Origin of the sequence: Ruegeria marisflavi (assembly GCF_025673445.1) — a bacterium.
Lineage (GTDB): Bacteria > Pseudomonadota > Alphaproteobacteria > Rhodobacterales > Rhodobacteraceae > Ruegeria_B > Ruegeria_B marisflavi.
In genome coordinates, this window is the sequence record NZ_JAOVQN010000001.1 from 120854 (window position 1) to 145401 (window position 24548).

Annotated in this window: 23 protein-coding genes; 14 read left to right on the forward strand and 9 right to left on the reverse strand. The window is 64.0% G+C overall.

From position 1 onward, the window contains the following. Positions 1 to 17: 17 nt before the first annotated feature. Genes OEZ49_RS00635 through tmpA form a run of 3 tightly spaced genes read right to left on the reverse strand, consistent with a single transcriptional unit; the run spans position 18 to position 2406 of the window. Positions 18 to 686, reverse strand: coding sequence for an ureidoglycolate lyase (locus OEZ49_RS00635; protein ID WP_263386514.1), 669 nt, complete (start codon positions 684 to 686; stop codon positions 18 to 20). Beyond that, on the reverse strand, positions 683 to 1273 hold the full coding sequence (gene tmpB / locus OEZ49_RS00640) for a (R)-1-hydroxy-2-trimethylaminoethylphosphonate oxygenase (protein ID WP_164130519.1): 591 nt from the start codon (positions 1271 to 1273) through the stop codon (positions 683 to 685). The genes OEZ49_RS00635 and tmpB overlap by 4 nt, the downstream gene beginning before the upstream one ends. Next, positions 1270 to 2406: a 2-trimethylaminoethylphosphonate dioxygenase gene (gene tmpA, locus OEZ49_RS00645; protein ID WP_263386515.1), complete on the reverse strand. Its 1137-nt coding sequence runs from the start codon at positions 2404 to 2406 to the stop codon at positions 1270 to 1272. Before tmpA ends, tmpB begins: the two co-directional genes overlap by 4 nt. A 99-nt stretch (positions 2407 to 2505) precedes the next feature. Between tmpA and OEZ49_RS00650 the strand changes: the two genes are divergently transcribed. After that, positions 2506 to 3360, forward strand: a complete 855-nt coding sequence (locus OEZ49_RS00650; RefSeq protein ID WP_263386516.1) for a LysR family transcriptional regulator — start codon at positions 2506 to 2508, stop codon at positions 3358 to 3360. Positions 3361 to 3414: 54 nt separating this feature from the next. Next, positions 3415 to 3768: a dihydrodipicolinate reductase gene (locus OEZ49_RS00655; protein WP_263386517.1), complete on the forward strand. Its 354-nt coding sequence runs from the start codon at positions 3415 to 3417 to the stop codon at positions 3766 to 3768. Positions 3769 to 3780: 12 nt separating this feature from the next. On the opposite strand, the gene OEZ49_RS00660 is transcribed toward OEZ49_RS00655, so the two are convergent. Both OEZ49_RS00660 and OEZ49_RS00665 read right to left on the reverse strand, forming a co-directional pair. Next, complete coding sequence (locus OEZ49_RS00660) at positions 3781 to 4950, reverse strand: benzoate/H(+) symporter BenE family transporter (RefSeq protein ID WP_263386518.1); 1170 nt, start codon at positions 4948 to 4950, stop codon at positions 3781 to 3783. 87 nt (positions 4951 to 5037) lie between these two features. Further along, positions 5038 to 5220, reverse strand: coding sequence for a DUF1674 domain-containing protein (locus OEZ49_RS00665; protein ID WP_234144378.1), 183 nt, complete (start codon positions 5218 to 5220; stop codon positions 5038 to 5040). A 94-nt stretch (positions 5221 to 5314) separates the two neighbouring features. Between OEZ49_RS00665 and OEZ49_RS00670 the strand changes: the two genes are divergently transcribed. From OEZ49_RS00670 to OEZ49_RS00700, 7 genes are all read left to right on the forward strand, one after another. Then, the gene (locus tag OEZ49_RS00670) at positions 5315 to 6586 is read left to right on the forward strand and encodes an RsmB/NOP family class I SAM-dependent RNA methyltransferase (protein ID WP_263386519.1); all 1272 of its coding nucleotides are present in this window, start codon (positions 5315 to 5317) and stop codon (positions 6584 to 6586) included. Positions 6587 to 6655: 69 nt separating this feature from the next. Continuing rightward, the gene (locus tag OEZ49_RS00675) at positions 6656 to 8395 is read left to right on the forward strand and encodes a heparinase II/III family protein (RefSeq protein WP_263386520.1); all 1740 of its coding nucleotides are present in this window, start codon (positions 6656 to 6658) and stop codon (positions 8393 to 8395) included. Between the two features lie 22 nt (positions 8396 to 8417). Next, positions 8418 to 10007 (forward strand): bifunctional phosphoribosylaminoimidazolecarboxamide formyltransferase/IMP cyclohydrolase, encoded by a 1590-nt coding sequence (gene purH, locus OEZ49_RS00680; protein ID WP_263386521.1) that lies wholly within the window; start codon positions 8418 to 8420, stop codon positions 10005 to 10007. Beyond that, positions 10007 to 10480, forward strand: a complete 474-nt coding sequence (gene lspA, locus OEZ49_RS00685; protein WP_263386522.1) for a signal peptidase II — start codon at positions 10007 to 10009, stop codon at positions 10478 to 10480. Before purH ends, lspA begins: the two co-directional genes overlap by 1 nt. 50 nt (positions 10481 to 10530) lie before the next feature. Next, positions 10531 to 11049: a DUF3035 domain-containing protein gene (locus OEZ49_RS00690; RefSeq protein WP_263386523.1), complete on the forward strand. Its 519-nt coding sequence runs from the start codon at positions 10531 to 10533 to the stop codon at positions 11047 to 11049. Between the two features lie 78 nt (positions 11050 to 11127). Further along, on the forward strand, positions 11128 to 12468 hold the full coding sequence (locus OEZ49_RS00695) for a M16 family metallopeptidase (protein WP_263386524.1): 1341 nt from the start codon (positions 11128 to 11130) through the stop codon (positions 12466 to 12468). Next, positions 12465 to 13775 (forward strand): M16 family metallopeptidase, encoded by a 1311-nt coding sequence (locus OEZ49_RS00700; RefSeq protein ID WP_263386525.1) that lies wholly within the window; start codon positions 12465 to 12467, stop codon positions 13773 to 13775. Before OEZ49_RS00695 ends, OEZ49_RS00700 begins: the two co-directional genes overlap by 4 nt. Before the next feature lie 34 nt (positions 13776 to 13809). Here OEZ49_RS00700 and OEZ49_RS00705 read toward each other — a convergent pair whose 3' ends face one another. The 4 genes from OEZ49_RS00705 to deoC are packed head-to-tail and all read right to left on the reverse strand — an operon-like array spanning position 13810 to position 18317. Further along, positions 13810 to 14622, reverse strand: a complete 813-nt coding sequence (locus OEZ49_RS00705; RefSeq protein ID WP_263386526.1) for an SDR family oxidoreductase — start codon at positions 14620 to 14622, stop codon at positions 13810 to 13812. A gap of 27 nt (positions 14623 to 14649) precedes the next feature. Next, positions 14650 to 16983 carry an aldehyde dehydrogenase family protein gene (locus OEZ49_RS00710; protein WP_263386527.1) on the reverse strand — a complete coding sequence of 778 codons (2334 nt, stop codon included), beginning with the start codon at positions 16981 to 16983 and terminating at the stop codon, positions 14650 to 14652. Positions 16984 to 16987: 4 nt separating this feature from the next. Then, complete coding sequence (locus tag OEZ49_RS00715) at positions 16988 to 17311, reverse strand: Rap1a/Tai family immunity protein (RefSeq protein ID WP_263386528.1); 324 nt, start codon at positions 17309 to 17311, stop codon at positions 16988 to 16990. A gap of 16 nt (positions 17312 to 17327) precedes the next feature. Further along, positions 17328 to 18317, reverse strand: coding sequence for a deoxyribose-phosphate aldolase (gene deoC / locus OEZ49_RS00720; RefSeq protein WP_263386529.1), 990 nt, complete (start codon positions 18315 to 18317; stop codon positions 17328 to 17330). A gap of 199 nt (positions 18318 to 18516) precedes the next feature. On the opposite strand from deoC, the gene OEZ49_RS00725 reads away from it, so the two are divergent. The 5 genes from OEZ49_RS00725 to mutL all read left to right on the forward strand — a co-directional run bounded on the left by OEZ49_RS00725 (position 18517) and on the right by mutL (position 24547). Then, positions 18517 to 19470 (forward strand): metal ABC transporter solute-binding protein, Zn/Mn family, encoded by a 954-nt coding sequence (locus OEZ49_RS00725; protein WP_263386530.1) that lies wholly within the window; start codon positions 18517 to 18519, stop codon positions 19468 to 19470. Between the two features lie 3 nt (positions 19471 to 19473). Further along, positions 19474 to 20277, forward strand: coding sequence for a metal ABC transporter ATP-binding protein (locus OEZ49_RS00730; protein WP_263386531.1), 804 nt, complete (start codon positions 19474 to 19476; stop codon positions 20275 to 20277). Between the two features lie 4 nt (positions 20278 to 20281). Further along, the gene (locus tag OEZ49_RS00735) at positions 20282 to 21487 is read left to right on the forward strand and encodes a metal ABC transporter permease (protein WP_263386532.1); all 1206 of its coding nucleotides are present in this window, start codon (positions 20282 to 20284) and stop codon (positions 21485 to 21487) included. Continuing rightward, the gene (locus OEZ49_RS00740) at positions 21484 to 22413 is read left to right on the forward strand and encodes a metal ABC transporter permease (RefSeq protein ID WP_263386533.1); all 930 of its coding nucleotides are present in this window, start codon (positions 21484 to 21486) and stop codon (positions 22411 to 22413) included. The genes OEZ49_RS00735 and OEZ49_RS00740 overlap by 4 nt, the downstream gene beginning before the upstream one ends. A 268-nt stretch (positions 22414 to 22681) precedes the next feature. Beyond that, complete coding sequence (mutL, locus tag OEZ49_RS00745) at positions 22682 to 24547, forward strand: DNA mismatch repair endonuclease MutL (protein WP_263386534.1); 1866 nt, start codon at positions 22682 to 22684, stop codon at positions 24545 to 24547. Position 24548: the final 1 nt, after the last annotated feature.

Sequence of the window (24548 nt, forward strand, 5' to 3'; positions counted from 1 at the left end):
GGTGCCCGGCCCGTCTCTTACAGGTCTCTGACCTTGTCGGTCCGCAGGGGACAGGCCAGATAGACGCCGAATTCCTGACCGATGTCGGCGCTGACGCGGGCGTGCACGCGGCCTTGGCGGTCGAGAAAGCGCTGCTCGTTCTCTACGGGGAAAATCCCCTCGTGCCAGATGCCGGGATGAATATAGAGCCCCCGCGAACCGTCACACCAGAAAGCAACTACCTTGTCCGGGGTCAGATTGTCGCCCGGCAGAGCCGCCGGGATGATGAACGGCTTGTTGTCGATGGGCCAGAACATCTGCCCGCCATCCGGGTGATAATTCATATGCCACAGCAATACCTGATCGCGTGGCGCGGTCTGCCGTTCGGTCTGGGCCTGTTGCGGATCGGTGGACCAGCCCAAAACATAATGTCCTTTAACAGCCTCGTTGGTGCCGTAGAGCACGTCGCCTTTCCACTCGCCACGGAACGTGCCTTCGACCCAGCCGCCTTCGTCGCCGGTGCCTTCGTCGATCGGGCGCCAGCCTTGTCGGGGCCAGCGCACGATTTCGATCTCGAACGCGTTGGGATCGTCCACCAGACAGCCATAGCCCTTGACGCTTTCATCCGTGGCCCGGATCAAAGGCACCTCATGCCAGGGCAGCGACGGCTTGCTGCTGGCCTCGAAGATATATTCCGGCGCGGTCATGACGCCTCCATATGTCTGTCGACCATGCGCTGCACCATTGGCGCGAAATGGGCAAAGTCGGGGGTTTCCATATCGGCGCGCTTGCCTGCCTCGTCCAGATAGCGGACCTGAACGATCTCCTTCAGGTTCGGATTGGCCTCGAACTCTGCCACTTCCTCTGCGCTCATCGGTCCGCCCTGCAATTCCAGCGTATGGACCGAAGCGGGCGAGAGGCGCGCGAAATACTCGGGCTTGGTGGCGCAGAGATACCGTTTTGCGGCCACGTGGTACTTTACGCAATCGGTGATCACCGGCGGAAAGAACGGTGCCAATACCGCCTCGCCCGCATCCTCGTGATGGCGGTCTTCGGTGTCGTCAGGGTGATAGGTCCCGAATTCCGAGGTGAAGTGCCCGATATCATGCAAGAGCGCGCCGACGATGATTTCCTCAGGCAGGCCGTTCCGTTCGGCGATTGTGGCGCCTTGCAGCATGTGTTGGGCCATGGTCACCGGCTCTCCCAGATATTCCTCGCCGCCCCGCCGGGCGAAGATGTCACCAAGGAACGCGACGATGTTGTCGCGGTTGAGTTCTGAGAAATCAGGGCTCATTCCGCCGCCTCCAGACCGGTGGCGTCCATCGCCGCAAGGGTCGAGAGGAGCCCGTCCTTGTCGGCGTAACACCCTTGCAGCCAGCGTGAGCCAGCACCGGAATACCCGGTGCGCGCGTGCAGGACCCGGGTATTGTCGACGATAAAGCTTTCGCCCGGTTCCAGTTTGAATGCGACCCCCATCGCCGGGTCGTCGATGAACGCGGCCAATTGACGATAGGCGGCGTAGTAGGCCTCCATCTTGTCAAAGGGAATATCCACGAACGGAGCCGAGGAGCGGTTGTTGAACCGGATCGCCACCAGTTGCCCGTCAGGCGACAGTTCGATCATCGGGCGCCGCGCGCGCAGGCAGACCCCGTCCGCGCCCCGGTACTCGAACCGGGCCGGGTAACCGCACAGCAGGGCGAACCCTTCGGGATTGGCATCGCGCAACCGCTCTGCCGCGCGAAAGCCGTCGACCACGATACTGTCGCCGCCCTCTGCACTGTTTTCCAGGCAATAGAGGATTTGCAGCGTCGGCACCGGATCGCGATAGGGGTTGTCGGTATGGGCCTGAAGACCCAGCCCGGTATAGGCGAGGTTGGTTGGGTTTACTTCGGTCCGCACCTCGAAATAGCGGCCATAATTGGTCTCGCGCACATAGCCGAAAAGGTGGGCCACCTTGAGCAAGGCGCCGGGTTCGGTGGGTCCACCAGTCAGCCGGGCAAAGCCGTATTCGGCGACAGCCGCCAGCCAGCCGCGCTTGACCGCCGGATTGGTATGCACGCCGACCCAGTCGGCGCCGGGCGCGGCGATCCCGCTTTCCCAGGTGGTGATGCCCGGATCTGTCCAGCCCATCGGATGGTCGTGATCCCGGTCATAGGTATGCTCGGCTAGCCAGTCGGCCGGATAGGTGACGGTCTTGTTCTCGGGCTGAAAGGTGACGGACAGCGCGCAGTCTGCCGACGAAGCGGAGCTGATGGAAAGGTCGGCCGGAATGTCGCCGATAGTGATCAGGCGCTGGCCGTTGCCAGGCGCGCGGGTGTCCGGGTCCAGCGCATTGTCGCGCAGCCAGACGGCGTGAAACCGGGCGGTTGTGCCGTCGGCAAACTCCAGGGAAACGATCTGGTCGGTATGGGTGACCTGGCGCAGCATGGGGGCTCTCCTTTGTCGCGCATTTGCTGACTTGAGAGATACCGCAGGAAATGGCATCAAAACAGTTATGCCTTCTTTTGGCTTAGGGTTGGAAAATCTATGGCAAAGGCACGTATTGGATTGCCGCCGCTTGACTGGTTGCGGGTGTTTGAGGCCGCTGGCAGGTTGGGTGGTTTTGCGGCGGCGGCGCGAGAATTCGGTTTGACACAGGCAGCAGTCAGCCAGCGCATCGGCAATCTGGAAACCTGGCTGGGTCGGGCGTTGTTCATTAGGGGGCCGCGTGGAGTCACATTGACCATCGAAGGTGAAAGCTACCTTCCGCTGGTGCAAGCGAGCCTGACGGCGCTGGAGCGCAACACCGAGGATCTGTTCGGCACAGCGCCGCGTGAGTTGCGGGTCGCAGGCCTGCCTTCGCATGTACAAACGTTGGTCGTGGCGCGCGCCGGGCCGTTTTTGGCGCGCAATCCGGATGTCCGGCTGGTGACCGATTCAGTGGCGCTGCGGGCCAGTTTCGATGACGAGCGGACCTGGCTTCAGGTCCGCTATGGCAAGGGCAACTGGCCGGGACGAGAGGCGCGCCTGATCGCGGCCGAAGTCCTGGCGCCGATGGCCGCCCCAGGTGTAGACTGGTCTGCGGGTATGATCGAGCTGCGCGGCGAAAGACCAGGGTGGAGCGAGTGGATCCGACTTGGCGAAGACACCAAGGGGGCGCCGACAAGGTTGAGCGTTGACTCGATGGAACATGCGCTGGGGGCGGCCGAGGCTGGTCTGGGCGTTGTGCTCGGCTCCATTCCGCTGGCAAGGGCCGCTCTGGCCAGTGGACGGCTCTACAGGCTGGACCTGCCGGAAATGCCGACCCGTGACGGCTATTGGCTGACCTGGCCAGCGGATCGCCTTGGCGCGCGACGCATGCGAACCCTTGTCGAAAGCTTTCACGCGGCAATTTGCGAGTGATCCGGTCGTGTAGTACGGGCGTAGAAGGATCGCACACCAAACGAAGGATTCGCGATGCTGCCTCGGATTTTTCTTTGCTCGATCCTTTTCGCCGCGCCTGCGGCTGCCGAATATGCCCGGGTCGAGGACGCCCAGAGTTTTCGGGCCCTTGTGGCAGGTAAGACCCTGACCCGGCCGCTTGTCCGGCTCGAGGTCACCACGGATGGAGAGATCAGGGGCACCGGCGCCGCCTGGCCCGTCGAGGGCAATTGGGTTTGGAAAGACGGCTATTTTTGCCGCGATCTGATCTGGGGCGGCAGCGATCTTGGCTACAACTGCCAGGAGGTTCGCGTGAGCGACGGCAAGATCCGGTTTACGTCTGATCGCGGTGCGGGTGAGTTCGCCGATTTCCGTCTGCGCCTGGACTGAGGGGTTCAGGTTTCAGGCGCGTCGCCGCAGGCGCAGGGTGATCGCTTGCATGAGACCGCCGATGACCAATCCCCAGACAGCGGCGCTGAGCCCCAATATGGTGATGCCCGACGCGGTGATCAGAAAGGTGACAGCAGCGGCCTGGCGGCAATCGGGTTCTTCCAGCGCGGCCAGCGCCGATCCGGCAAAGACCCCCAGCAGCGCCACACCTGCCACCGTTCCCAGAACCAGCGTGGGTGCCAGAGCGGCAAATCCGGCAATGACCCCGGCAAAGAGGCCCAGCAGACAGTAGAACAATCCGCCCATCACCGCCGACCAATAGCGCTGGGTCGGGTCCGGGTGGCTCTCTTCGTTGGCGCACATGGCGGCGGTGATCGCGGCCAGACAGGTGGCCGGAGAGCCGAAGGGCGCGGACAGCACGCTGGCCAGACCGACCCCGGTCACAAGCGGAGCCGGGCGAGGTTGATAGCCATAGGCGCGCAGCACCGCCAGGCCGGGGACGTTCTGGGTTGCCATGGTCACGATGAAAAGCGGCAGCGCGATATTGGTCAGCGCCTCCAGCGAAAAGACCGGGGTGACCCAGACCGGTGCGGCGATCAGCGTCTCGGGCGCGGGAATGTCAAAGCCCGCGTTGACGGTGACGACCAGGGCCCCGGCGATAACAGCAGCGGGCACGGCAAAGGGGCGGCTGATCTGGCCGATGATGAACCAGGTCAGCAGGATCGGCAGGGCGAGATAAGGGATTTCCGCCAGTGCCTGAAAGGGTCGCAGGCAGAGCGAGAACAGAACCCCGGCCAGCATGGCCTGGGCAATCGGGCTGGGGATTGAGGCGGTTAACCGGCTGAGCGGGCGCCACCAGGCCGCGATCACCGTCAGCGCTCCGGCCATGATAAACCCGGCCACGGCGCCGCCGAACCCATCCTCGGGCATCGCCGAGACCGCCAGCAATGCGGCGCCCGGCGTCGACCAGGCGACAGAGGCGGGTGCCTTTGTACACAGGCTCAGAACCATTCCGGTAAGGCCCATGGAAAGCGCCGCGAACATCAGTCCCGAGGCGGCTTGCGCCGGATTGGCGCCAACACCCGCCAGACCCTGCAATACGATGGGAAAAGAGCTGAAGAACCCGACGATGGCCACGACAAGGCCGGTCGAGACAGTTTGCAGGGGCGGTCTCGCGGTCATGGAAACTCTCTGTCGCCCCTGGGGCTAATCACGCTTTGCGGCAGAGAGTGCGGTGTCGGGCGCCCGGTTGCAACCGGAACGCGACGGTCAGAAGTCGATGGCGATGCCCTTTTTCTCCCAGTCGCCATAACGGGCCGGGTCCGGCCCGTCGCGCCCGCCCAGTTCCTTGGGCAGCGGCTTGGCCTCGGCTTCGGCCTTGCGTCGGCGTTCCTCGGCCTCGGCGAGGGCGCGTTGGGCGGCGGGGGGCAGGTCTGTGCGCGGCTCGCTCATGGCTTTGCTGTTCCTTTCGGTCTGGTATCCTGATACACGCCCGCGTCCGCCCTTGGCAATGCGGGCGGATGGTCACAACCGGACGAGGCACCCCATGGCGGACAGCGCGACCCAGGCGCGGCAAAGCGCGATCTATCTGCTCGACCAGATATTGGGCGAGGGACGGCTGTTGTCCGAATGCCTCGGCGCCGGTGCACTGGACCGTCTGCCGCCCGAGGAACGCGCCCGCGCCCAGCGGCTGACGCTTGACACGCTGCGCGGGTTGGAACGTGCCGATCGGTTGCTGAAACCGCACCTGCAAAAGGCGCCGCCGCTGACCGTGCGCAATGCGCTGCGGTTGGGGACAGTGGAGCTGGCGCATGGCGAAGCCGCCCATGGGGTGGTGCATTCCATGGTCGAAATTATCGGTCGCTCGCGTCGACACGGGCGGCTCAAGGGGCTGGTCAACGCAGTGCTGCGCAAGGTGGCCGCTGACGCGCCCAATGCGTGGGGTCGGCTCCGGGTGCCGCGCCTGCCGCGCTGGCTGCGCGATCCGCTGGTACAGGCCTGGGGTGCGCCTGCCGTCGCGGCGATGGAGGCGGCGCATTTCGCGGGCGCGCCGCTCGACCTGACGCTTAAAACCGGGGCGCCCGCACCGGGCGGAGAGGTGCTGCCGACCGGTTCGGTGCGCCTGCATGATGCGGGACAGGTCTCGGCCCTGCCGGGCTTTGCCGCCGGGGACTGGTGGGTGCAGGATACCGCCGCCGCGCTGCCGGTACGGCTGCTGGCTCCGCAACCGGGCGAGACCGTGCTGGACTTGTGTGCCGCGCCAGGGGGCAAGACGATGCAACTGGCCGCCGCAGGGGCGCGGGTCACCGCGCTTGATATCTCCGAAGGCCGGATGGCTCGCGTGCGCGAGAACCTTGCCCGCACCGGGCTGAGCGCCGAAACGGTGGTGGGCGATGCGCTGGAGCAGGGCGGCCAGTACGACGCGGTGCTTCTGGACGCGCCTTGTTCGGCGACCGGCACCATCCGGCGCCACCCCGACCTGCCGCTGGCCAAGGACGGTTCCGAATTCGGCGCGCTGATCGAGTTGCAGGCGCAGATGATCGCCCATGCCTGGACCCTGGTGAAACCCGGCGGGCGCATGGTGTTCTGTACCTGCTCGCTGTTGCCGGACGAGGGCGAGGTGCAGGTTGAAGAGTCGCTGACGCTCTATCCCGATATGGCCGTTGACCGCGCCGCGCTGGACCTGCCCGGTATCGACCCGGCCTGGATCACAGAGGAAGGCGGCCTGCGCCTGCGCCCTGATTTTTGGCCCGAACGTGGTGGGATGGACGGGTTCTACATGGCGCTCCTGCGCAAGGTGGCCGATCGGCTGGAATAACCGGTGACTCGCGGCGACTGTGTCGCTATCCTCTGCTGCAAACGCCAAAGAGCGTGAGAGGCAGAGCGTATGTCCGGGTCGCATAAAATCGCAAACGGATGGACACGGTTCCAGAACCGTCTTTATGCGCGCCTGAGCCAGAGACAGAAATCGGTGCGCGGCTTTGTTTCGCAGCCCGAACCCCGCACAGTTGGGTCCTTTGCTCGTGGTCGGCAGCTTGTGGCGGGCAATCTCCTGTTTGCAGGCTATCTTGTCGAATCGCCGACCATCAGCCTGTGGGAGGTCGCGGCTCCAAACGCTGCTTTTGAGGACGAAAGGCAAGGGTTTGCCTGGCTTGACGATCTGGCCGCTGTTGGTGATGCCCGCGCCCGCGAGAAAGCGCAGAACTGGCTGTGGGACTGGATCGAAATGCACGGGAGGGGCCGTGGCCCCGGGTGGAGTCCGGAACTTGCCGGGCGGCGCGTCATCCGCTGGATCAACCACGCCCTGTTCCTGTTGCGCGGCGCCGAACCGGAACAAAGCCGGGCATTCTTTCGGTCTTTGGCACAGCAGACATGGTTTCTGTCAAAACGCTGGTCGGTCGCGAAACCGGGACTCTGCCGGTTCGAAGCGCTCACCGGGCTGATCTACTCGGGTCTGGCTCTGGAAGGGCTGGAAGAATGGGCGGACCCTGCGGTGCGGGCGTTGGCCCGCGATTGCGAAAGCCAGATCGACAAGGAAGGCGGTCTGCCGACCCGAAACCCCGAAGAACTCCTCGAAGTGTTCACCTTGCTCAACTGGGCGGCTGCCGCGTTGCACGAGGCCGGGCGGGGTGCGCCGCACGCCCATACTTCGGCGATAGAGCGGATTGCACCGACCCTGCGGGCGTTGCGCCATGCTGATGGGCAGTTGGCACGGTTTCATGGGGGCGGTCGCGGTCTGGAAGGGCGACTTGATCACGCCTTGGCGGCCAGCGGTGTCAAACCCACTCATGCCGAGGGCCTGTCGATGGGTTATGCCAGATTGTCGGCGGGACGGACCAGTGTGATCATCGACGCCAGCCCACCGCCACGTGGCGAGGCGTCATACAATGCCCATGCATCCACGTTGGCTTTCGAACTCACATCGGGTCGCAGACCGCTGATTGTGAATTGTGGGTCCGGTTCCAGTTTTGGTCGGGAATGGCGCCGCGCCGGGCGGGCGACGCCATCGCACTCGACCCTGTGCCTGGACGGGTACTCAAGCGCCAGGCTGGATGACCCCGAAAAGAACTCAGAGCGCGAAGCACTAATAGACGGCCCGACGCAGGTACCGGTGGAACACTCCGAAGTGACGGATTCGTCTCGTTTTCAAGGAGGGCATGACGGGTTTGTTCGTGTCTATGGCCTGACCCATGCACGTACGCTGGACCTGAGCCATGACGGGCGTAGCTTGACTGGTGAGGACATGCTGCTGGCCATGGACGATGGTGCTAAGCGGCGCTTTGACAAAGCGATGGATGCTTCCGTTTTATCCGGTGTGGGATTCGATATTCGGCTGCATTTGCATCCCGAAGTTGATGCAGCGGTGGATTTGGGTGGCACGGCGGTTTCGATGGCTTTGAAAAGCGGTGAGATTTGGGTTTTTCGTCATGACGGCAAACATAAATTGTCTTTGGAACCAAGTGTTTACCTTGAAAAAACCCGCCTGAAGCCGCGCGCGACAAAACAGATCGTTCTATCCGGGCGCGCAATGGAGTATGCGACCCGCATCCGGTGGACGCTGAGCAAGGCGCAGGACACCGCGATTGCCATTCGCGACCTGAACCGGGACGAACCCGAATTCGACTGATCCGCATAAGGACCCCGAGCAAATGACCGACCTTTCTCCCGTGCGCCGCGCGCTTCTTTCCGTTTCCGACAAGACCGGACTGATCGAGCTGGGTCTGGCCCTCTCCGAGCGCGGGGTCGAGCTGCTGTCGACGGGTGGCACTGCCAAGGCGCTGCGCGACGCGGGCCTGATGGTGCGCGACGTGGCCGAGGTGACCGGTTTCCCCGAGATGATGGATGGCCGGGTCAAGACATTGCACCCGATGGTGCATGGCGGCCTGCTGGCGCTGCGCGACAATGCCGAGCACGTAGCGGCGATGGAGCAGCACGGTATCGCGGGCATCGACCTGCTGGTCGTAAACCTTTATCCGTTCGAGGCGACCGTGGCCAAGGGTGCCGCCTATGACGACTGTATCGAGAACATCGACATTGGCGGCCCGGCGATGATCCGTGCGGCGTCCAAGAACCACGCCTTTGTCAACGTGGTGGTGGATGTCGCGGATTATGACGCATTGCTGGCCGAGATGGCGGCCAATGACGGCCAGACCTCTTATGCCTTCCGCCAGCGGCTGGCGCAGACGGCCTATGCCCGCACCGCTGCCTATGACGCCGCCGTCAGCAACTGGATGGCCGGTCAACTGGCGCTCGAGGCCCCCCGCCGCCGCGCCTTTGCCGGCGAGCTGAAACAGACCCTGCGTTATGGCGAGAACAGCCACCAGCAGGCCTCGTTTTATACCGACGGCTCGAACCGTCCGGGTGTAGCTACCGCGCGCCAGCTTCAGGGTAAGGAGTTGAGCTACAACAACATCAACGACACCGATGCGGCGTTCGAACTGGTGGCCGAGTTTGCGCCCGAGAATGGTCCGGCCTGTGCGATCATCAAGCACGCCAACCCCTGTGGCGTGGCGCTAGGGGCCACACTGTCCGAGGCCTATCAGAAAGCGTTTGACTGCGACCGCACCAGCGCCTTTGGCGGGATCGTGGCGCTGAATCAGCCGCTGGACGCAGAAACCGCTGGTAAGATCGTCGAGATATTCACCGAGGTGGTAATCGCCCCCGGCGCATCCGACGAGGCTATTGCGGTCTTTGCTGCCAAGAAGAATCTGCGCCTGTTGTTGACCGACGGCCTGCCAGATCCGCGCCAGCCCATTGTGGCGATCAAACAGGTCGCTGGCGGTATGCTGGTGCAGGACAAGGATGTGGGCCATGTCGACCTGGCTGACCTCAAGGTGGTGACCAAAAAGGTCCCGACCAAGGCCCAGATGGCCGATCTGCTCTTTGCCTGGAAGGTTGGCAAGCACGTCAAGTCGAACGCGATCGTCTACGTCAAGGATCGTGCCACCGTGGGCGTCGGCGCGGGTCAGATGAGCCGACTCGACAGCGCCAATGTGGCCGCTGCCAAGGCGCAGCGCATGGCAACTGAGCTGGGCCTGACTGACAGCCCGGCAAAGGGCTGCGCGGTGGCCTCGGACGCGTTTTTTCCGTTCCCCGATGGTCTGTTGGAAGCGGCGGCGGCCGGTGGCGCCTGTGTGATCCAGCCCGGCGGTTCGATGCGCGATGACGAGGTGATCAAGGCGGCCGACGAGGCCGGACTGGCCATGGTGTTCACCGGCATGCGACATTTCCGGCACTGATGCGGATGCGTTCGCTTTTCTGGGCCGGGTTCTGGGCCTTTCTGCTGGATCAGGCCAGCAAGTACCTTGTCATCTACGTCATGGACGTGGCGCATCGCGGCAATATCGACGTGCTGCCGCCCCTGCTGCGGTTCCGTTATGGCGAGAACCGGGGCATCAATTTCGGCCTGTTTCAGGGCGAAAGCGATGCATCCCGATGGGCGCTGATTGTCCTGTCCCTGGTGATCTGCGCCGTGGTGTTGATTTGGCTGTCGCGCGGAAAGCCGTCGCGTCTGATGATGATCAGTGGCGGTCTGCTGATTGGCGGTGCGCTCGGAAACGTGGTTGACCGGCTGCTTTATGGATATGTGCTCGATTTTCTCAACATGTCCTGTTGCGGGATCGACAATCCGTTCGTCTTTAACGTGGCCGATATCTTTATCTTTGCGGGAGCGGCGGGCCTGATCCTGCTGGATGGTAAAAAGCCCTCGTGACGGGCGCGGGGATATGCGATAAAACCCCACGAAACAGGCAGGAGTTGACCATGCGCGCGCCGCTGGCTTTGATCATGATCGCTACCGCAGTTGCGGTTTCGGGCTGCTCGAGCAAGGGCCTGCGCGATATCCGTCCGCAGGGTTCGGGCCCCGACGAATTTGGCGTGCTGCCGGTAAAGCCCTTGACGCAACCCAAGGATTACGCGGTCTTGCCCGCCCCCACACCGGGCGGTGCCAACCTGACCGATCCGAATCCGCTGGGTGATGCGGTAGCGGCACTGGGCGGCAAGGAATCGGCCTTGGTGCCGGGGCAGGGCGTTCCGTCCTCCGATCAGGCGCTGATTGCCGCATCCGGCCGCTATGGCGTTCCGGCCAATACCCGCGTGGCGCTGGCCGAGGAAGACGCGGCCTTCCGCAAGCGTCAGGGGCGTTGGACGCGTCTGCGCCTGTTCCCGGTCGACCGGTATGAACAGGCCTATCGCAAAAACGCAATCAACCCGTTCGACCAGACCGAGGCGTTCCGCCGCGCAGGCGCAGCGACGCCATCGGCGCCGCCCGAGGATGAATAATCCTTAATTTTGCGTCAGCGCGTCTTGAACACCGCCGGACCTGCCGTACGTTGACGGACAACGACATGGAGGATGCGCATGGCCCGGGCTCTTGCTCTTGCCGCCGCCCTGTTTGCCGCGCCTCATCTTGGTGTGGCCGAAGGGCAGGAGACAGTCACGACCTTTACTTTGGAAAACGGCATGGATGTCGTGGTGATCGAGGATCACCGCGCCCCCGTGGTGCAGCACATGGTCTGGTATCGGGCCGGATCAGCAGACGAACCGGTGGGATCATCCGGCGTGGCGCATTTCCTCGAACACCTGCTGTTCAAGGCCACGGATAAGCTTGAAGCCGGCGAGTTGTCGGCCACCGTTGCTGCCAATGGCGGGACCGACAACGCATTCACCTCGTACGACTACACCGCATATTTTCAGCGCGTCGCCGCCGACCGGCTGGAGCTGATGATGCGGATGGAGTCGGACCGGATGCGCAACATCCGCCTGACCGAGCGCGATATCGTGACCGAACGTGACGTGATCCTGGAAGAGCGAAATCAGCGGACCGAGAACAATCCGCGTTCCTTGTTCGGTGAGCAGATGGATGCGGCGCAATTCCTCAACCATCGCTATGGCGTTCCGGTGATCGGCTGGAGACACGAGATGGAAACGCTCGACATGGACGATGCGCTGTCCTTCTACCGCACCTATTACACACCGAATAACGCCATCCTTGTGGTGACCGGCGATGTGGAGCCTGAGGCGGTGCGCGAACTGGCCGAGACCTACTACGGGGTGATTCCGGCCAACCCTGACTTGCCGGAACGGTTCAGAACGCAGGAGCCGCCGCAGACGGCGGCGCGCAGGCTGACCTTCAAGGATGCCCGCGTGGCCCAGCCTTATGTGCATCGGTCCTATCTTGCGCCCGAGCGTGACAGTGGAAAGCAGGAAACCGCAGCCGCCCTGTTTTTGCTGGCAAAGCTGCTGGGTGGCGGTAACACGTCCTATCTGAACGAAAAGCTCCAGTTCGACAGCCAGACAGCGATCTATACCGGTGCTTTCTATGGCGCCATGTCGCTTGACGATACAACCTTTGACTTGATCGTGGTTCCGGCGCAGGGCGTATCCCTGCAAGAGGCCGAAGACGCGATGGACAAGACGCTTGCCGATTTCATCGCCGAAGGTGTCGATCAGGCCGATCTGGATCGTATCAAGATGCAGTTGCGGGCCGCGCTCATTTATGAACGCGACAATGTCGACGGGATCGGGAACCGGTATGGGGCGGCGCTTGCCAGCGGTCTGACGGTCGAGGATGTGCAGGCATGGCCCGAAATTCTGCAAGCCGTGACCGGTGAAGAGATCGTCGCCGCAGCGCGGCAAGTGCTGAAACCCGAGGCATCGGTGACCGGCTGGCTGATGAATGACGCGGAGGTGACGCAATGAAACGCCTGTTTGCCTGTGTTATTGCCCTGATCATCGCTTTGCCCGCCTGGGCCGAGGTCAAGATCAAGGAGGTCACGTCGCCCGGTGGCCTGAACGCGTGGCTGGTCGAGGATCACTCGATCCCCTTCACCGCGCTGGAGATCTGGTTTCAGGGGGGAACCTCTCTGGATGCGCCGGGCAAGCGGGGCGCGACCTATCTGATGACGGGCTTGATCGAAGAGGGCGCCGGAGATCTTGATGCGCGCACCTATGCTCGTCGACTGGAGGAATTGGCGGCATCCTTCGACTTTGACGTGACCGATGATACGCTTTCGATTTCCACCCGTTTCCTGACTGAAAACCGGGAACAGGTGATCGAGTTGCTGAGGACGACGCTGCACGCCCCCCGGTTCGATCAGGATGCGATAGATCGGGTGCGGGCGCAGGTGATATCGGGCCTCAGATCGGACGAGACGAACCCTAACAGTATTGCCGGCGCGGCGCTGTCGGCGGCTGTCTATGGCGAGCACCCCTATGCAACCGAAGGAAAGGGCAGCATCGAAAGCGTTTCGGCGTTGACACGGGACGATATCGTCGCGGCCTTTGAAGGAGCTGTGGCGCGCGATCGTGTTTTTGTCGGGGCCGTGGGTGATATCACGCCTGAGGAATTGGGCGCCGTGCTCGACACGCTTCTGGCCGATCTGCCGGAAACCGGAGCCCCCATCCCGGAAAAGGCCAAGACCAGCATTCCGGGCGGTGTTGAAATTGTGGATTTCGACACGCCACAATCCGTGGCACTGTTCGTCCAGCAGGGCATCGACCGGGACGATCCGAAATTCTTTGCGGCCTATATCCTGAACCACATCATCGGAGGCGGCGGGTTCGAAAGCCGCCTGATGCAGGAAGTGCGCGAGAAACGTGGGCTGACATACGGGGTCTATTCCTATCTGCTGCCCAAGGATCTGGCGTCGATCTACATGGGGTCCGTCGCTTCGGCCAATGACAAGATTGCCGAAGCCGTTGCCGTGATTCGAGACGTATGGGCCGATGTGGCCGCGAATGGCGTATCCGCCAAGGAACTGGAGGATGCCAAGACCTATCTGACCGGGGCCTATCCGTTGCGATTCGATGGCAATGGGCGCATTGCCAACATCCTTGTGGGAATGCAGGTCCAGGGTTTGCCGATCGAGTATATCGCCACCCGCAACGATCAGGTGAACGCGGTCACACTGGACGAGATCAACGCCTTTGCCGCCGAGTTTCTCGACCCCGAGGGGCTGAGTTTTACCGTGGTCGGCAAACCCGTGGGATTGGACAGCACCAACTGACGGGCGGGCCACCGCTCCCGGTGGCCGCCGCGTTTCACCCGCGTTTCGGCATCGCGCGCAGCATCTGGCCGATCATCTGCCCGGCCCGGCCCGAGCCGCGCTGATACAGCGCGCCATCAACCGAAAGGACCGTTCCGCTGATATAGGCGGCCATGTCCGAACCAAGGAAAAGGCAGGCATTGGCCACGTCCTGCGGCTGACCCCAGCGGCCCAGCGGCACATCTTTCTTGAAGCTTTTCTCGGCCTCGGGGCTGGGCGCCAATCGTTTTGCGCCCTCCGTCCCTTCGATGAAGCCGGGCACGACCGAGTTCACCCGGATCCCCTCGGGTCCCCATTCCAGGCTCAGCGTGCGGGTGATCTGATCTACGCCTGCCTTGGCGGCGCAGACATGCGCCTGACCCTCGTAGGGCAGCCAGGATTGCGGCGCCGAAATGTTGATGATGCTGGCGCCGGGGCGTTTCAGATGCGGATAGGCGCCCTTCATAACGTGCACTGTTCCCATCAGGTCGATGTCGATCACCGATTTGAAGGCGTTGACGGACATGTCGGCGGTCAGCGCAGGAAAGTTGCCCGCCGCGCCCGAAACCAGCACATCGAACTCGCCCAACTGGTCACGGAACCCTTGCAGGCCAGCGGCCACCGCCTCGGCATCGCGCACATCGAAGGATGCTCCGATGGCCTCCTGCGTCCCTGCGGCGCGCAACTCGGCCACCGTGTCGTCGACCTTGTCCTGACTGCGGCTGGCCACGGCCAACCGGGCACCGGCCTTGGCAAAAGCCAGTGCGATACCGCGATTGATGCCGCTGGTGCCGCCGATCACCACGACGGTCTTGCCGGTAAAATCCATATAGAGCCTCCCTTGAGCAGGGATGCCCTATTCTCCGTAGGGCACCCAGATGTTCTTGATCTCGGTCGCAGCCTGAAGGAACCGCTTGCTGTGGTCCACGCCCCAATCAAGGGACGTTGCGTTATTGACCCAGGTACGCTTCAGGTTGCCCGCCGCCGCCCTTTCGATCTCGGCCGACAGATCGGTCGAGGAGAAGGACCAGACCGCATCGACGTTCAGATGTGACGCCAGCGGTTTGGCCAGTTCCCCATGGCTGCCCGTCAGGATGTTGACCACGCCCGCCGGCACATCCGAAGTGTCGAGGATCTGATAGAAATCGGTGGCCGCCAGTGGATAGGGCTCACTTGCCGCCAGCACCACGCGGTTGCCCATCGCAATCGCGGGCGCCATGACCGAGACAAGGCCCAGGAGCGGCGCCTCATCCGTGCAGAGCGCGCCGATCACGCCCACCGGTTCCTTCATCGCCAGCGCCACGCCCCGGATCGGCACGCCATGCACCTGCCCGTCATACTTGTCGGCCCAGGCAGCGGCGGTGAACAGGCGCTGGATGCTGGCCTCGACCTCCTTCGCGCCGCCGCGCTTGCCGGTCATGGCGTCGATGCGATGGGCGAATTCGGCGGTCCGGGTCGACAGGTTTTCGCCGATGTAATAGAGGATCTGTGCGCGCAGATGGCCTGTGGCCTTTGCCCACCCAGCTGCACCTGCGGCCGCCTCGACCGCGTTGCGCACGTCCTTGCGGTTGGCCAGTCCCACATGACCCAACAGGCCGGATTTGCCCCATACGGGCCGGGAATAGCCGCCATCGGGCCGGGCCTGTTTGCCCCCGACATAAAGCTTCGCCGTGCGGTCGATCGGGTCAACCGGTGCGCCGTGACCGGTGGCGGGCTCGATCCGGGCCAGCGACCTGCGCTTACCCTTGGGCCGGGTATAGGCGGTCAGCCCCTCCCACCCGCCTTCGCGGCCAAAGCCGCTTTCGCGGACACCGCCAAAACCGGCGGCGGCGTCAAACAGGTTGGTGGCATTCACCCAGACCACCCCCGCCACCAGCTTTGGCGCGATGTCGAGCGCCAGGTTCACATTCTCGGTCCAGACCGTGGCGGCCAGCCCATAGCGGGTGTTGTTGGCCAGTTCCATCGCCTCGGCCGGGGTGCGGAAGGTGGTCGAGACGAGAACGGGGCCAAAGATCTCCTCCTGCATCAGCGGGTCGCTGGTCGAAAGCCCGGTGATCAGGGTCGGGGGATAATAGCAGCCGTTTTCGGGCAGGGTGCAGGCGGCATGATGCACCTGACCGGCCGTGTTGCTGGCAACCATCCGCTCTATGGTCTGTAACTGCACCGGGTCGACCACCGCGCCGACGTCGATGCATTTGTCGAGTGGATTGCCCAGGCGCAGCCCGTCCATCCGGGCGCGCAGGTTGGTATAAAAGCGGTCGGCGATGCCCTCTTGCACCAACAGGCGCGATCCGGCGCAGCAAACCTGCCCCTGATTGAACCAGATCGCATCGACCAGCCCCTCGATGGCGCTGTCGATATCGGCATCGTCGAACACGATATAGGCGGACTTGCCCCCCAGTTCGAGCGTCAGCTCCAGCCCCCGCCCGGCAGTGGCCTCGCGGATGCGGCGGCCCACGGCGGTGGAGCCGGTAAAGGCGATCTTGTCCACATCCGACGCCACGATCATCTCGCCCACGGCACCGTCGCCGGTGACGATATTGACCACGCCCTTGGGCAGACCCGCCTGCTGGCAGATATCGGCAAACAAGAGCGCGGTGAGCGAGGTGTATTCGGCGGGTTTCAGCACCACGGTGTTGCCCATGGCGAGCGCAGGCGCGACCTTCCACGCCAGCATCAACAGCGGGAAGTTCCACGGGATGATCTGGCCGCAGACACCCAGCGGTTCGGCGTCGGGCAGCTCGCTCTCCATCAGCTGGGCCATGCCCGCGTGATAGTAGAAATGCCGTTGCGCCAGTGGAATGTCGATGTCGCGGCTTTCCCGGATCGGTTTGCCGTTGTCGAGCGTTTCCAGCACGGCGAACAGGCGGCTGTGTTTCTGCAACAGGCGAGCAGTTGCATAGAGATAGCGCGCCCGGCCCGCGCCGCCCAGCGCGGCCCATTTCGGCTGCGCCTTGCGGGCGGCGGCGACGGCGGCATCCACCTCGGCCTGGGTTGCCTGGGTTAGCGTTGCCAGCACCTCGCCGGTGGCGGGGTTGTGGCTGTCGAACCCGTCGCCCGGCGCGGTAAAGGCGCCGTCGATGAAATGGCCGAAACGGTCACCCTGATCGACCAGCCAGGCCAGCGCCTCGGCGGCGCTTTCGGGGGCGGGGCCATACTCCATCGTATCGAAGAGCTCCTTGATGGTCATCTGTTCACCTGTCGCACGGGAAAAGGGAGTTGATTGCAGCCAAGACCATTATGACGGCAGGCTGAGAAGCCGGGAAATCCGGTGTACCGATCTTGTCGAATGTCGAGGCCTCGACGACGATGCCGACATCATCAGCGGGCATACCATCGGGAAGGCAGGCTCTGCTCGTGATCGATGCAAAGTCGATGACGGCCTGTACATATCCGGTGCAGAAGTCCGGCACGCCGTCATCCGTCAGCGCGCAGGTAGCCTTGTACTCGCCCGTTGTCAGCCCCGTGCCGGACTGAGCCGCCTGCACGATGCCCAGTGTGGCCAGTGCAAACGTCAAGAACCCTGCCGCCGGACTACCCAATCGCATGGCGATACCCCGCCGAATAGGCGCCAGTCACGTGATGTTCCAATTGCCGCTCTATATCGCCCAAAAGCGACGAGGCCCCGAACCGGAAGAGATCCGGTTGCAGCCAACGATCGCCCAGCTCGTCCTTCATGAGCGACAGATAGACCAGCGCGTCTTTGGCCTTGGAAATCCCGCCCGCGGGTTTGTAGCCGACCCGATATCCGGTGCGCTCGTAATAGTCGCGGATCGCGCGGATCATCACCAGCGACACGGGCAGGGTGGCGTTGACGCTTTCCTTACCGGTCGAGGTCTTAATGAAATCCGCCCCTGCCATCATGCAGACCAGCGAGGCGCGCGCCACGTTGCGCAACGACCCCAGCTCTCCAGTCGCCAGGATTGCCTTGACATGGGCATGGCCGCAGGCGGCGCGGAACGCCTTCATCTCGTCATAAAGCGCCTGCCAATCGCCGGTCAGCACATGCCGGCGCGAGATCACGATGTCGATCTCTTCGGCGCCTGCTGCCACGCTTTCGCCGATCTCGGCCACTCGCAGGTGAAAGGGCGACAGGCCCGCCGGAAACCCGGTGCTGACGGCGGCCACCGGAATGCCGGTGCCCTCAAGAGCCTCGACCGCGGTCTCGATCATGTCGTGATAGACGCATACCGCGCCGGTGGTAATCGGCCCCATACCCAGCGCGTCCAGCAGCGCGGGCGCCACCGGTTGCCGCGCCTTGGCGCAGAGGCGCTGCACCCGGCCCACGGTGTCGTCGCCTGACAACGTGGTCAGGTCGATCAACGTGATCGCCTTCAACAGCCAGGCGGCCTGGTAGTCCTTTTTCACCGAGCGCCTGCCGGGCAGTGTCGCCGCCCGCCGTTCTATCGCCGAGGTATTGGCCTGCACCGCGCGAACCCAGTCGAGATCCAGCTCCATGCCCGGGTTTCGTGGCTCGGTCACTTGCGGTAGATGCGCGGTGCGCTCAAGGCTCTGCGTTTCCATCGTCACATCCTTTGGGAGGTTTACCGCCAAGGTCGCATGACCTGCGACAGATTGGCAAGCGGGGGCGGGCATGTCGCGGCGTCAAAATTTTACCATTCGGACAAAAAGGAACTTTCTTGCGAATAATTCTCAATTGCGTTGACTTAGTTGCGAATGGTTCTCATATTCACCTCATGAGAACGAGATTTCGAGGTTTGCGATGATTCGCCGTGGGTTCCTTGCCGCACTTGCCCTGACATGCAGCTTGCCGCTTGCGGCCTGGGCCGAGGCGCCGCTGCGTGTGGTGGCGACCACCGGCATGATCGCCGATGCCGCCCGCCAGGTCGGCGGCGATCTGGTCGAGGTGACCGGCCTGATGGGACCGGGCGTCGACCCGCATGCCTATCGCCAGACCCGCAGCGATATCGTGGCCATGACCCGTGCCGACCTGGTGTTGTGGCACGGGCTCTACCTCGAAGCGCAGATGGAAAGCTTTTTCCAGGATCTGGGGCGCAAGCGTCAGGTGGTTGCGGTGGCCGAGGGGATCGACCCCTCGCGCCTGCGCGCCCATGACGACTATGCCGACAAGTTCGACCCGCATGTGTGGATGACCCCGGATCTGTGGCGCGAGGTAGTGGCCGAGGTCGCGCGCGCCCTGACCGAAACCCGCCCGGAGGCGGCTGAAACCTTTGCCGCCAACGCCGCCCGCCATATCGCCGATCTGGATCGGTTGTCGGGTTATGCCGAAACGGTTCTGGCCACGGTGCCCGAGGGCAAACGGGTGCTGGTCACCGCCCATGACGCCTTCGGCTATTTCGGGCAGTCCTACGGGTTCGAGGTTCTGGGTGTTCAGGGTATCTCGACCCAGTCCGAGGCGGGGCTGAACCGCATCGCGGAACTGGTCGATACGCTGGTGTCGCGCAAGATCACGGCGGTCTTTGTCGAAAGCTCGGTCTCGGATCGCTCGGTCCGGGCCCTGATCGAGGGCGCGGCGGCACAGGGGCATCAGGTCCATGTGGGCGGCGAGCTTTTTTCCGATGCGATGGGGCCCGATGGCTCTTATGAGGGGAGCTATCTGGGCATGCTCGATCACAATATCACCACCATCGCCGCCGCATTGGGTGGGCAGGTGCCGACACGCGGCATGGATGGCAAACTGTCGGCGGGATTCTGAGCGATGATCGAACTGGCCGCAGATAAAGGTATCCGTCTGTCGGACGGCACCATCGCCTCCAGCCCGCTGGCGGTACGCGGGCTGACCGTGTCCTATGGGCAGAAACCGGCAGTGTTCTCGGTAGACATGACGGTGCAGCAGGGCGCGATGACCGCGATTATTGGGCCAAACGGGGCGGGGAAATCGACCCTGCTCAAGGCGGCGCTGGGCATCGTCAAGCCGCTGTCGGGGCAGGTCACCGTGTTTGGCCGCCCGCTTGAGGAGCAGCGCGCCCGCATCGCCTATGTGCCCCAGCGCGCCAGCGTCGATTGGGATTTCCCGACTCGGGTGATCGACGTTGTTCTGATGGGGCTTTACCGTGAACTTGGCCTGCTGGGCCGCCTGCGCGCGCGGCACAAGGCACGGGCGCTCGATTGCCTTTCCCGTGTCGGCATGCGCGATTTCGCCGACCGGCAGATCGGCCAATTGTCGGGAGGCCAGCAGCAGCGGGTGTTCCTGGCCCGCGCCCTGGCACAGGACGCCGATCTCTATCTGTTGGATGAACCCTTTGCCGGGGTGGACGCGGCGACGGAAAAGGCGATCATTTCGGTTCTTAAATCGCTGAAACAGGCCGGGCGCACCGTGGTCGTGGTGCATCACGATCTGGCCACTGTGAGCGACTATTTCGACCATGTCTTCCTGATCAACACCCGCCGCGTAGCCGAAGGGCCCGTGGCCGAGGCGTTTACCGCAGACCATCTGCAAGCCGCCTATGGCGGACGGCTGGCAACGGCGCAGGTGGACCAACTGGCGCGCGTGTTGGGCTGATCCGATGCTGCGCGACGCGCTCTTGCTGCAACTGGGCTATAACGCCACGCTGGTCGCGGTCGGCGCGACCTTGTTGGGCATTTCGGCCGGGGTGACCGGCACCTTTTTGTTCCTGCGCAAGCGGGCGCTGGTCAGTGACGCGATCAGCCATGCGACGCTGCCCGGTATCTGTCTGGCCTTTCTGTTGATGGTGGCACTGGGCGGCGACGGGCGCAGCCTGCCCGGCCTCTTGGCCGGATCGGCGCTGTCGGCCTGGATCGGGCTCTTGTGTCTCAACTGGCTGACGCGCAACACGCGCCTGGCCGAGGATGCGGCGATCGGCGCGGTGCTGTCGGTGTTCTTCGGCTTCGGCATCGTGCTGCTGACGGTGATTCAGACCCTTGGCGCCGGGCGTCAGGCCGGGCTTGAAGGGTTCCTTCTGGGCTCGACCGCCGGCATGCTCTGGGCCGATGCGCTCGTCATCGCGCTGGGCGGCGCGGGCACGCTGGCGCTGATCCTTCTGATCCGCCGTCCGATGACGCTGGTGGCCTTCGATCCCGAATATGCCGCCGCGCGCGGCGTGCCAGTGCACCGGGTCGATCTTGCCATGATGGGGCTGGTGATGGCGGTCACCGTTGTTGGGTTGAAAATCGTCGGCCTGATCCTGATTGTGGCGCTCTTGATCATTCCGCCGGTCACCGCACGGTTCTGGACCGAGCGGTCGGATCGCGTTGTGTTGCTGAGCGGATTGACCGGGGGTCTGGCGGGCTATCTGGGGGCGGCGATCTCGGCCTCGGCCCCCAACCTGCCCACCGGGCCGATCATCGTGCTGGTGGCCTTTGCCTTTTTCGCCCTGTCTCTTCTGGTGGCACCTGGGCGCGGCGTGCTGGCGGCGCTCTTGCGCCACCGGCGGTTCCAGCGCCGGGTGCATCTGCGGCAGGGATTGCTGGCCCTGGCGCAGGGGCAGCCGATCTACGAACCATTGACGCTGCGCTTGCTGCGCCGGGCCGAGCTGGTGCGCGCGGACGGGGTGGCCACCGACAAGGGCCGCGCACGCGCCGCCAAGGCGTTGCGCGACGAGACACGGTGGCAGATCGTGCGTGCCGACCAGACGCACGAGGCCGCCGCCGCGCTTTACGATGGGTTGCGTGACATCGAGACCGTGCTGACCCGTGACCAGATCGCCGAGATCGACAGCCGCATCGGCGGCCCGCAGGAGGTTCCGGCATGAGCGGCTCCGAATTTGTCCCCCTGTCGCTGACGCCGATGTTGATCGGCATCCTGGCGGCCGTTGCCTGTGCGCTGCCCGGCAATTTCCTGGTGCTGCGTCGGCAGGCGTTGATCGGTGACGCGATCAGCCATGTTGTGCTGCCGGGCATCGTGGTCGCCTTTCTGTTGACCGGAGTCATCGCCGCATGGCCGATGATGCTGGGCGCTGCTGGTGCCGCCGTGGTCGCTGTAATTCTGATCGAGGCGATCCGCCGTTTGGGCCGGATCGAACCGGGTGCGGCGATGGGCGTTGTCTTTACCACAATGTTCGCCGCCGGGGTGCTGCTGTTGGAGCAGACCGACACTTCGACCGTGCATCTGGACGTGGAACACGCGCTCTACGGCAATCTGGAAAGCTTGATCTGGCTGGATGCCACTGGCTGGGCCTCGCTGCTGGACCCGGTGGCCTTGGCCGGGTTGCCGGTGGAACTGTCGCGCATCCTGGTCACGCTGGTTGCGGTGGTCGGGTTCACCTGGCTGTTCTGGCGACCCCTGAAACTGTCAACCTTTGACGAGGGGTTTGCTCGTACTCTGGGCATCCGTACCAACCTCTTGGGTCTTGCGCTTGTCATCGTGGCCGCAGTCGCAGCGGTTGCGGCCTTTGACGCGGTTGGCTCGATCATCGTCATTGCAATGTTCATCTGCCCGCCCGCCGCGGCGCGGATGATGACCAACACGCTCGAAGGGCAGGTGGGCTGGAGCGTCATTTTCGCCATCCTCTCGGCGGTGCTGGGCTATGTGCTGGCGGGATATGGCCCGATGTGGCTGGGCGCGCGCGACGCGGTCAGCGCGGCAGGCATGATCGCGACGATCTCAGGTCTGATTCTGGCGCTTGCCGCCCGCTTCGGTCCCTGCCGGACACGAAGCGGTGCACCGGTTCAGGTCTGAAACAGCGCGTACGCGTCAGAACTTTCATCATTTCGGCCAATCCCTGCCGGAGTGCCCTGCGGCCTCTGGAAAGCCTTGATCCAACGGCCCAGCTATGGACGGCTGGAAGGGTCAGTTGGGGCTGGCCCGCGCCACCACTCACGCGCTGCCCGGAATTTGCGGCCGATTGACCATGCTGAAACCAGCATGGTGATCCGTCCGAATTCCGGGCAGCGTTCGCCATCAAACCGGTGGCAGAATCGCGCGCCGACATGCTAGGTGTAGGGGTATGGCAAACCTGAACCCCAATATCAGCGATTCTCGACCGATTATTCGGCAACTCGATGAAACCGCGATCAACCAGATCGCGGCAGGCGAGGTGGTGGAACGCCCCGCCTCGGCTGTCAAGGAACTGGTTGAAAATGCCATCGACGCCGGGGCCACGCGCATCGCCATCGACCTGGCGGATGGTGGCAAGACACTGATCCGGGTCACCGATGACGGCTGTGGTATGACGCCCGATCAATTGCCTCTGGCGCTTGCGCGCCATGCGACATCCAAGATCGATGGGTCGGACCTGCTCAACATCCACACATTCGGGTTCCGGGGCGAGGCGCTGCCTTCGCTGGGGTCGGTCGGTCGTTTGACCATCACCAGCCGCGCCCAGGGTGCCGAGGCCGCCAGTATCCGTGTCGCTGGCGGCAGGGAAGAACCGGTGAAACCCGCCGCCCTGCGCGCGGGCACCGTGGTGGAACTGCGCGATCTCTTCTTTGCCACGCCCGCGCGGCTGAAATTCATGCGCACCGACCGGGCCGAGGCGCAGGCGGTGGCCGATACGGTCAAGCGTCTGGCGATGGCCGAACCCTCGGTCTCCTTCACCCTGCGCGATGTGTCCGAGGGCGGCGAGGGGCGGTTGGTGTTCCGCGCGGATGCGAAAACCGGCGATCTGTTTGACGCTCTGCGCGACAGGCTGGCCCAGGTGATGGGGCGCGAGTTCACCGATAACGCCCTGCGCATCGACACGATGCGCGAGGGGCTGCGGCTCTACGGCTATGCAGCTTTGCCCACCTATTCGCGCGGTGCGGCGGTGGCACAGTATCTTTTCGTCAACGGGCGCCCGGTGCGGGACAAGATGCTGACCGGGGCGCTGCGGGCGGCTTATTTCGATTTTCTCAGCCGCGACCGGCACCCGGCGGCGGCCCTGTTCATCGACTGCGATCCGACGCTGGTCGATGTAAACGTGCATCCGGCGAAATCCGAGGTGCGGTTTCGCGATCCCGGCGTGGCGCGGGGGCTGATCGTCTCGGCCCTGCGGCACGCGCTGGCCGAGGCGGGGCACCGCGCCTCGACCACCGTGGCCGGGGCGACGCTGGGGGCGATGCGCCCCGAGCAGACCGGGGCACGCATCTACCAGATGGACCGGCCCTCACCCGCCGCGCGCATGGCCTCTTATCAGGCGCAGGCGCCCGGGTTTGCCGAACTCTCCAGCAGCTACAGCGGCCGCATGGTCGAGCCGGAGCCCGGCGAGGACGCCCGCAGGGCGGAGGAGCCGCCAGCCGAAACCCCGCCCGAATCCCTGCCACTGGGTGCGGCGCGCGGGCAGGTGCATGAAAACTACATCATCGCCCAGACCGCCGATGGCATGGTCATCGTAGACCAGCACGCCGCCCATGAACGGCTGGTCTACGAGAAACTCAAGCGTCAGATGGCCGAAACCGGCGTTGCGGCGCAGGCGCTTCTGATCCCCGAGATCGTGGAACTCTCCAGCGCAGATTGCGCGCGCCTGCTCGATCTCTCCGACGATCTGGCGCGCCTTGGCCTGACCATCGAGCCCTTTGGCGGCGGCGCCGTCGCGGTGCGCGAGACCCCGGCGATTCTGGGTCCGATGGATGCGGGCGCGATGCTCCGCGATATCCTCGACGAGCTGGCCGATCAGGGCGAAAGTGCCACGCTTCAGGCCCAGATCGAGGCGATCCTGAGCCGGGTCGCCTGTCACGGTTCGATCCGGTCGGGCCGCCGCATGCGGGGCGAAGAGATGAACGCGCTCTTGCGCGAGATGGAGGCGACGCCCCATTCCGGCCAGTGCAACCACGGGCGTCCTACCTATGTGGAGCTGAAACTCAGCGATATCGAGCGGTTGTTCGGGCGCAGTTGAT

Excerpts from the sequence above, each read along its gene's own strand:
- OEZ49_RS00635 (WP_263386514.1), bottom strand. The coding sequence starts at position 686 with ATGACCGCGCCGGAATATATCTTCGAGGCCAGCAGCAAGCCGTCGCTG.
- tmpB (WP_164130519.1), bottom strand. The coding sequence starts at position 1,273 with ATGAGCCCTGATTTCTCAGAACTCAACCGCGACAACATCGTCGCGTTC.
- tmpA (WP_263386515.1), bottom strand. The coding sequence starts at position 2,406 with ATGCTGCGCCAGGTCACCCATACCGACCAGATCGTTTCCCTGGAGTTT.
- OEZ49_RS00650 (WP_263386516.1), top strand. The coding sequence starts at position 2,506 with ATGGCAAAGGCACGTATTGGATTGCCGCCGCTTGACTGGTTGCGGGTG.
- OEZ49_RS00655 (WP_263386517.1), top strand. The coding sequence starts at position 3,415 with ATGCTGCCTCGGATTTTTCTTTGCTCGATCCTTTTCGCCGCGCCTGCG.
- OEZ49_RS00660 (WP_263386518.1), bottom strand. The coding sequence starts at position 4,950 with ATGACCGCGAGACCGCCCCTGCAAACTGTCTCGACCGGCCTTGTCGTG.
- OEZ49_RS00665 (WP_234144378.1), bottom strand. The coding sequence starts at position 5,220 with ATGAGCGAGCCGCGCACAGACCTGCCCCCCGCCGCCCAACGCGCCCTC.
- OEZ49_RS00670 (WP_263386519.1), top strand. The coding sequence starts at position 5,315 with ATGGCGGACAGCGCGACCCAGGCGCGGCAAAGCGCGATCTATCTGCTC.
- OEZ49_RS00675 (WP_263386520.1), top strand. The coding sequence starts at position 6,656 with ATGTCCGGGTCGCATAAAATCGCAAACGGATGGACACGGTTCCAGAAC.
- purH (WP_263386521.1), top strand. The coding sequence starts at position 8,418 with ATGACCGACCTTTCTCCCGTGCGCCGCGCGCTTCTTTCCGTTTCCGAC.
- lspA (WP_263386522.1), top strand. The coding sequence starts at position 10,007 with ATGCGGATGCGTTCGCTTTTCTGGGCCGGGTTCTGGGCCTTTCTGCTG.
- OEZ49_RS00690 (WP_263386523.1), top strand. The coding sequence starts at position 10,531 with ATGCGCGCGCCGCTGGCTTTGATCATGATCGCTACCGCAGTTGCGGTT.
- OEZ49_RS00695 (WP_263386524.1), top strand. The coding sequence starts at position 11,128 with ATGGCCCGGGCTCTTGCTCTTGCCGCCGCCCTGTTTGCCGCGCCTCAT.
- OEZ49_RS00700 (WP_263386525.1), top strand. The coding sequence starts at position 12,465 with ATGAAACGCCTGTTTGCCTGTGTTATTGCCCTGATCATCGCTTTGCCC.
- OEZ49_RS00705 (WP_263386526.1), bottom strand. The coding sequence starts at position 14,622 with ATGGATTTTACCGGCAAGACCGTCGTGGTGATCGGCGGCACCAGCGGC.
- OEZ49_RS00710 (WP_263386527.1), bottom strand. The coding sequence starts at position 16,983 with ATGACCATCAAGGAGCTCTTCGATACGATGGAGTATGGCCCCGCCCCC.
- deoC (WP_263386529.1), bottom strand. The coding sequence starts at position 18,317 with ATGGAAACGCAGAGCCTTGAGCGCACCGCGCATCTACCGCAAGTGACC.
- OEZ49_RS00725 (WP_263386530.1), top strand. The coding sequence starts at position 18,517 with ATGATTCGCCGTGGGTTCCTTGCCGCACTTGCCCTGACATGCAGCTTG.
- OEZ49_RS00730 (WP_263386531.1), top strand. The coding sequence starts at position 19,474 with ATGATCGAACTGGCCGCAGATAAAGGTATCCGTCTGTCGGACGGCACC.
- OEZ49_RS00735 (WP_263386532.1), top strand. The coding sequence starts at position 20,282 with ATGCTGCGCGACGCGCTCTTGCTGCAACTGGGCTATAACGCCACGCTG.
- OEZ49_RS00740 (WP_263386533.1), top strand. The coding sequence starts at position 21,484 with ATGAGCGGCTCCGAATTTGTCCCCCTGTCGCTGACGCCGATGTTGATC.
- mutL (WP_263386534.1), top strand. The coding sequence starts at position 22,682 with ATGGCAAACCTGAACCCCAATATCAGCGATTCTCGACCGATTATTCGG.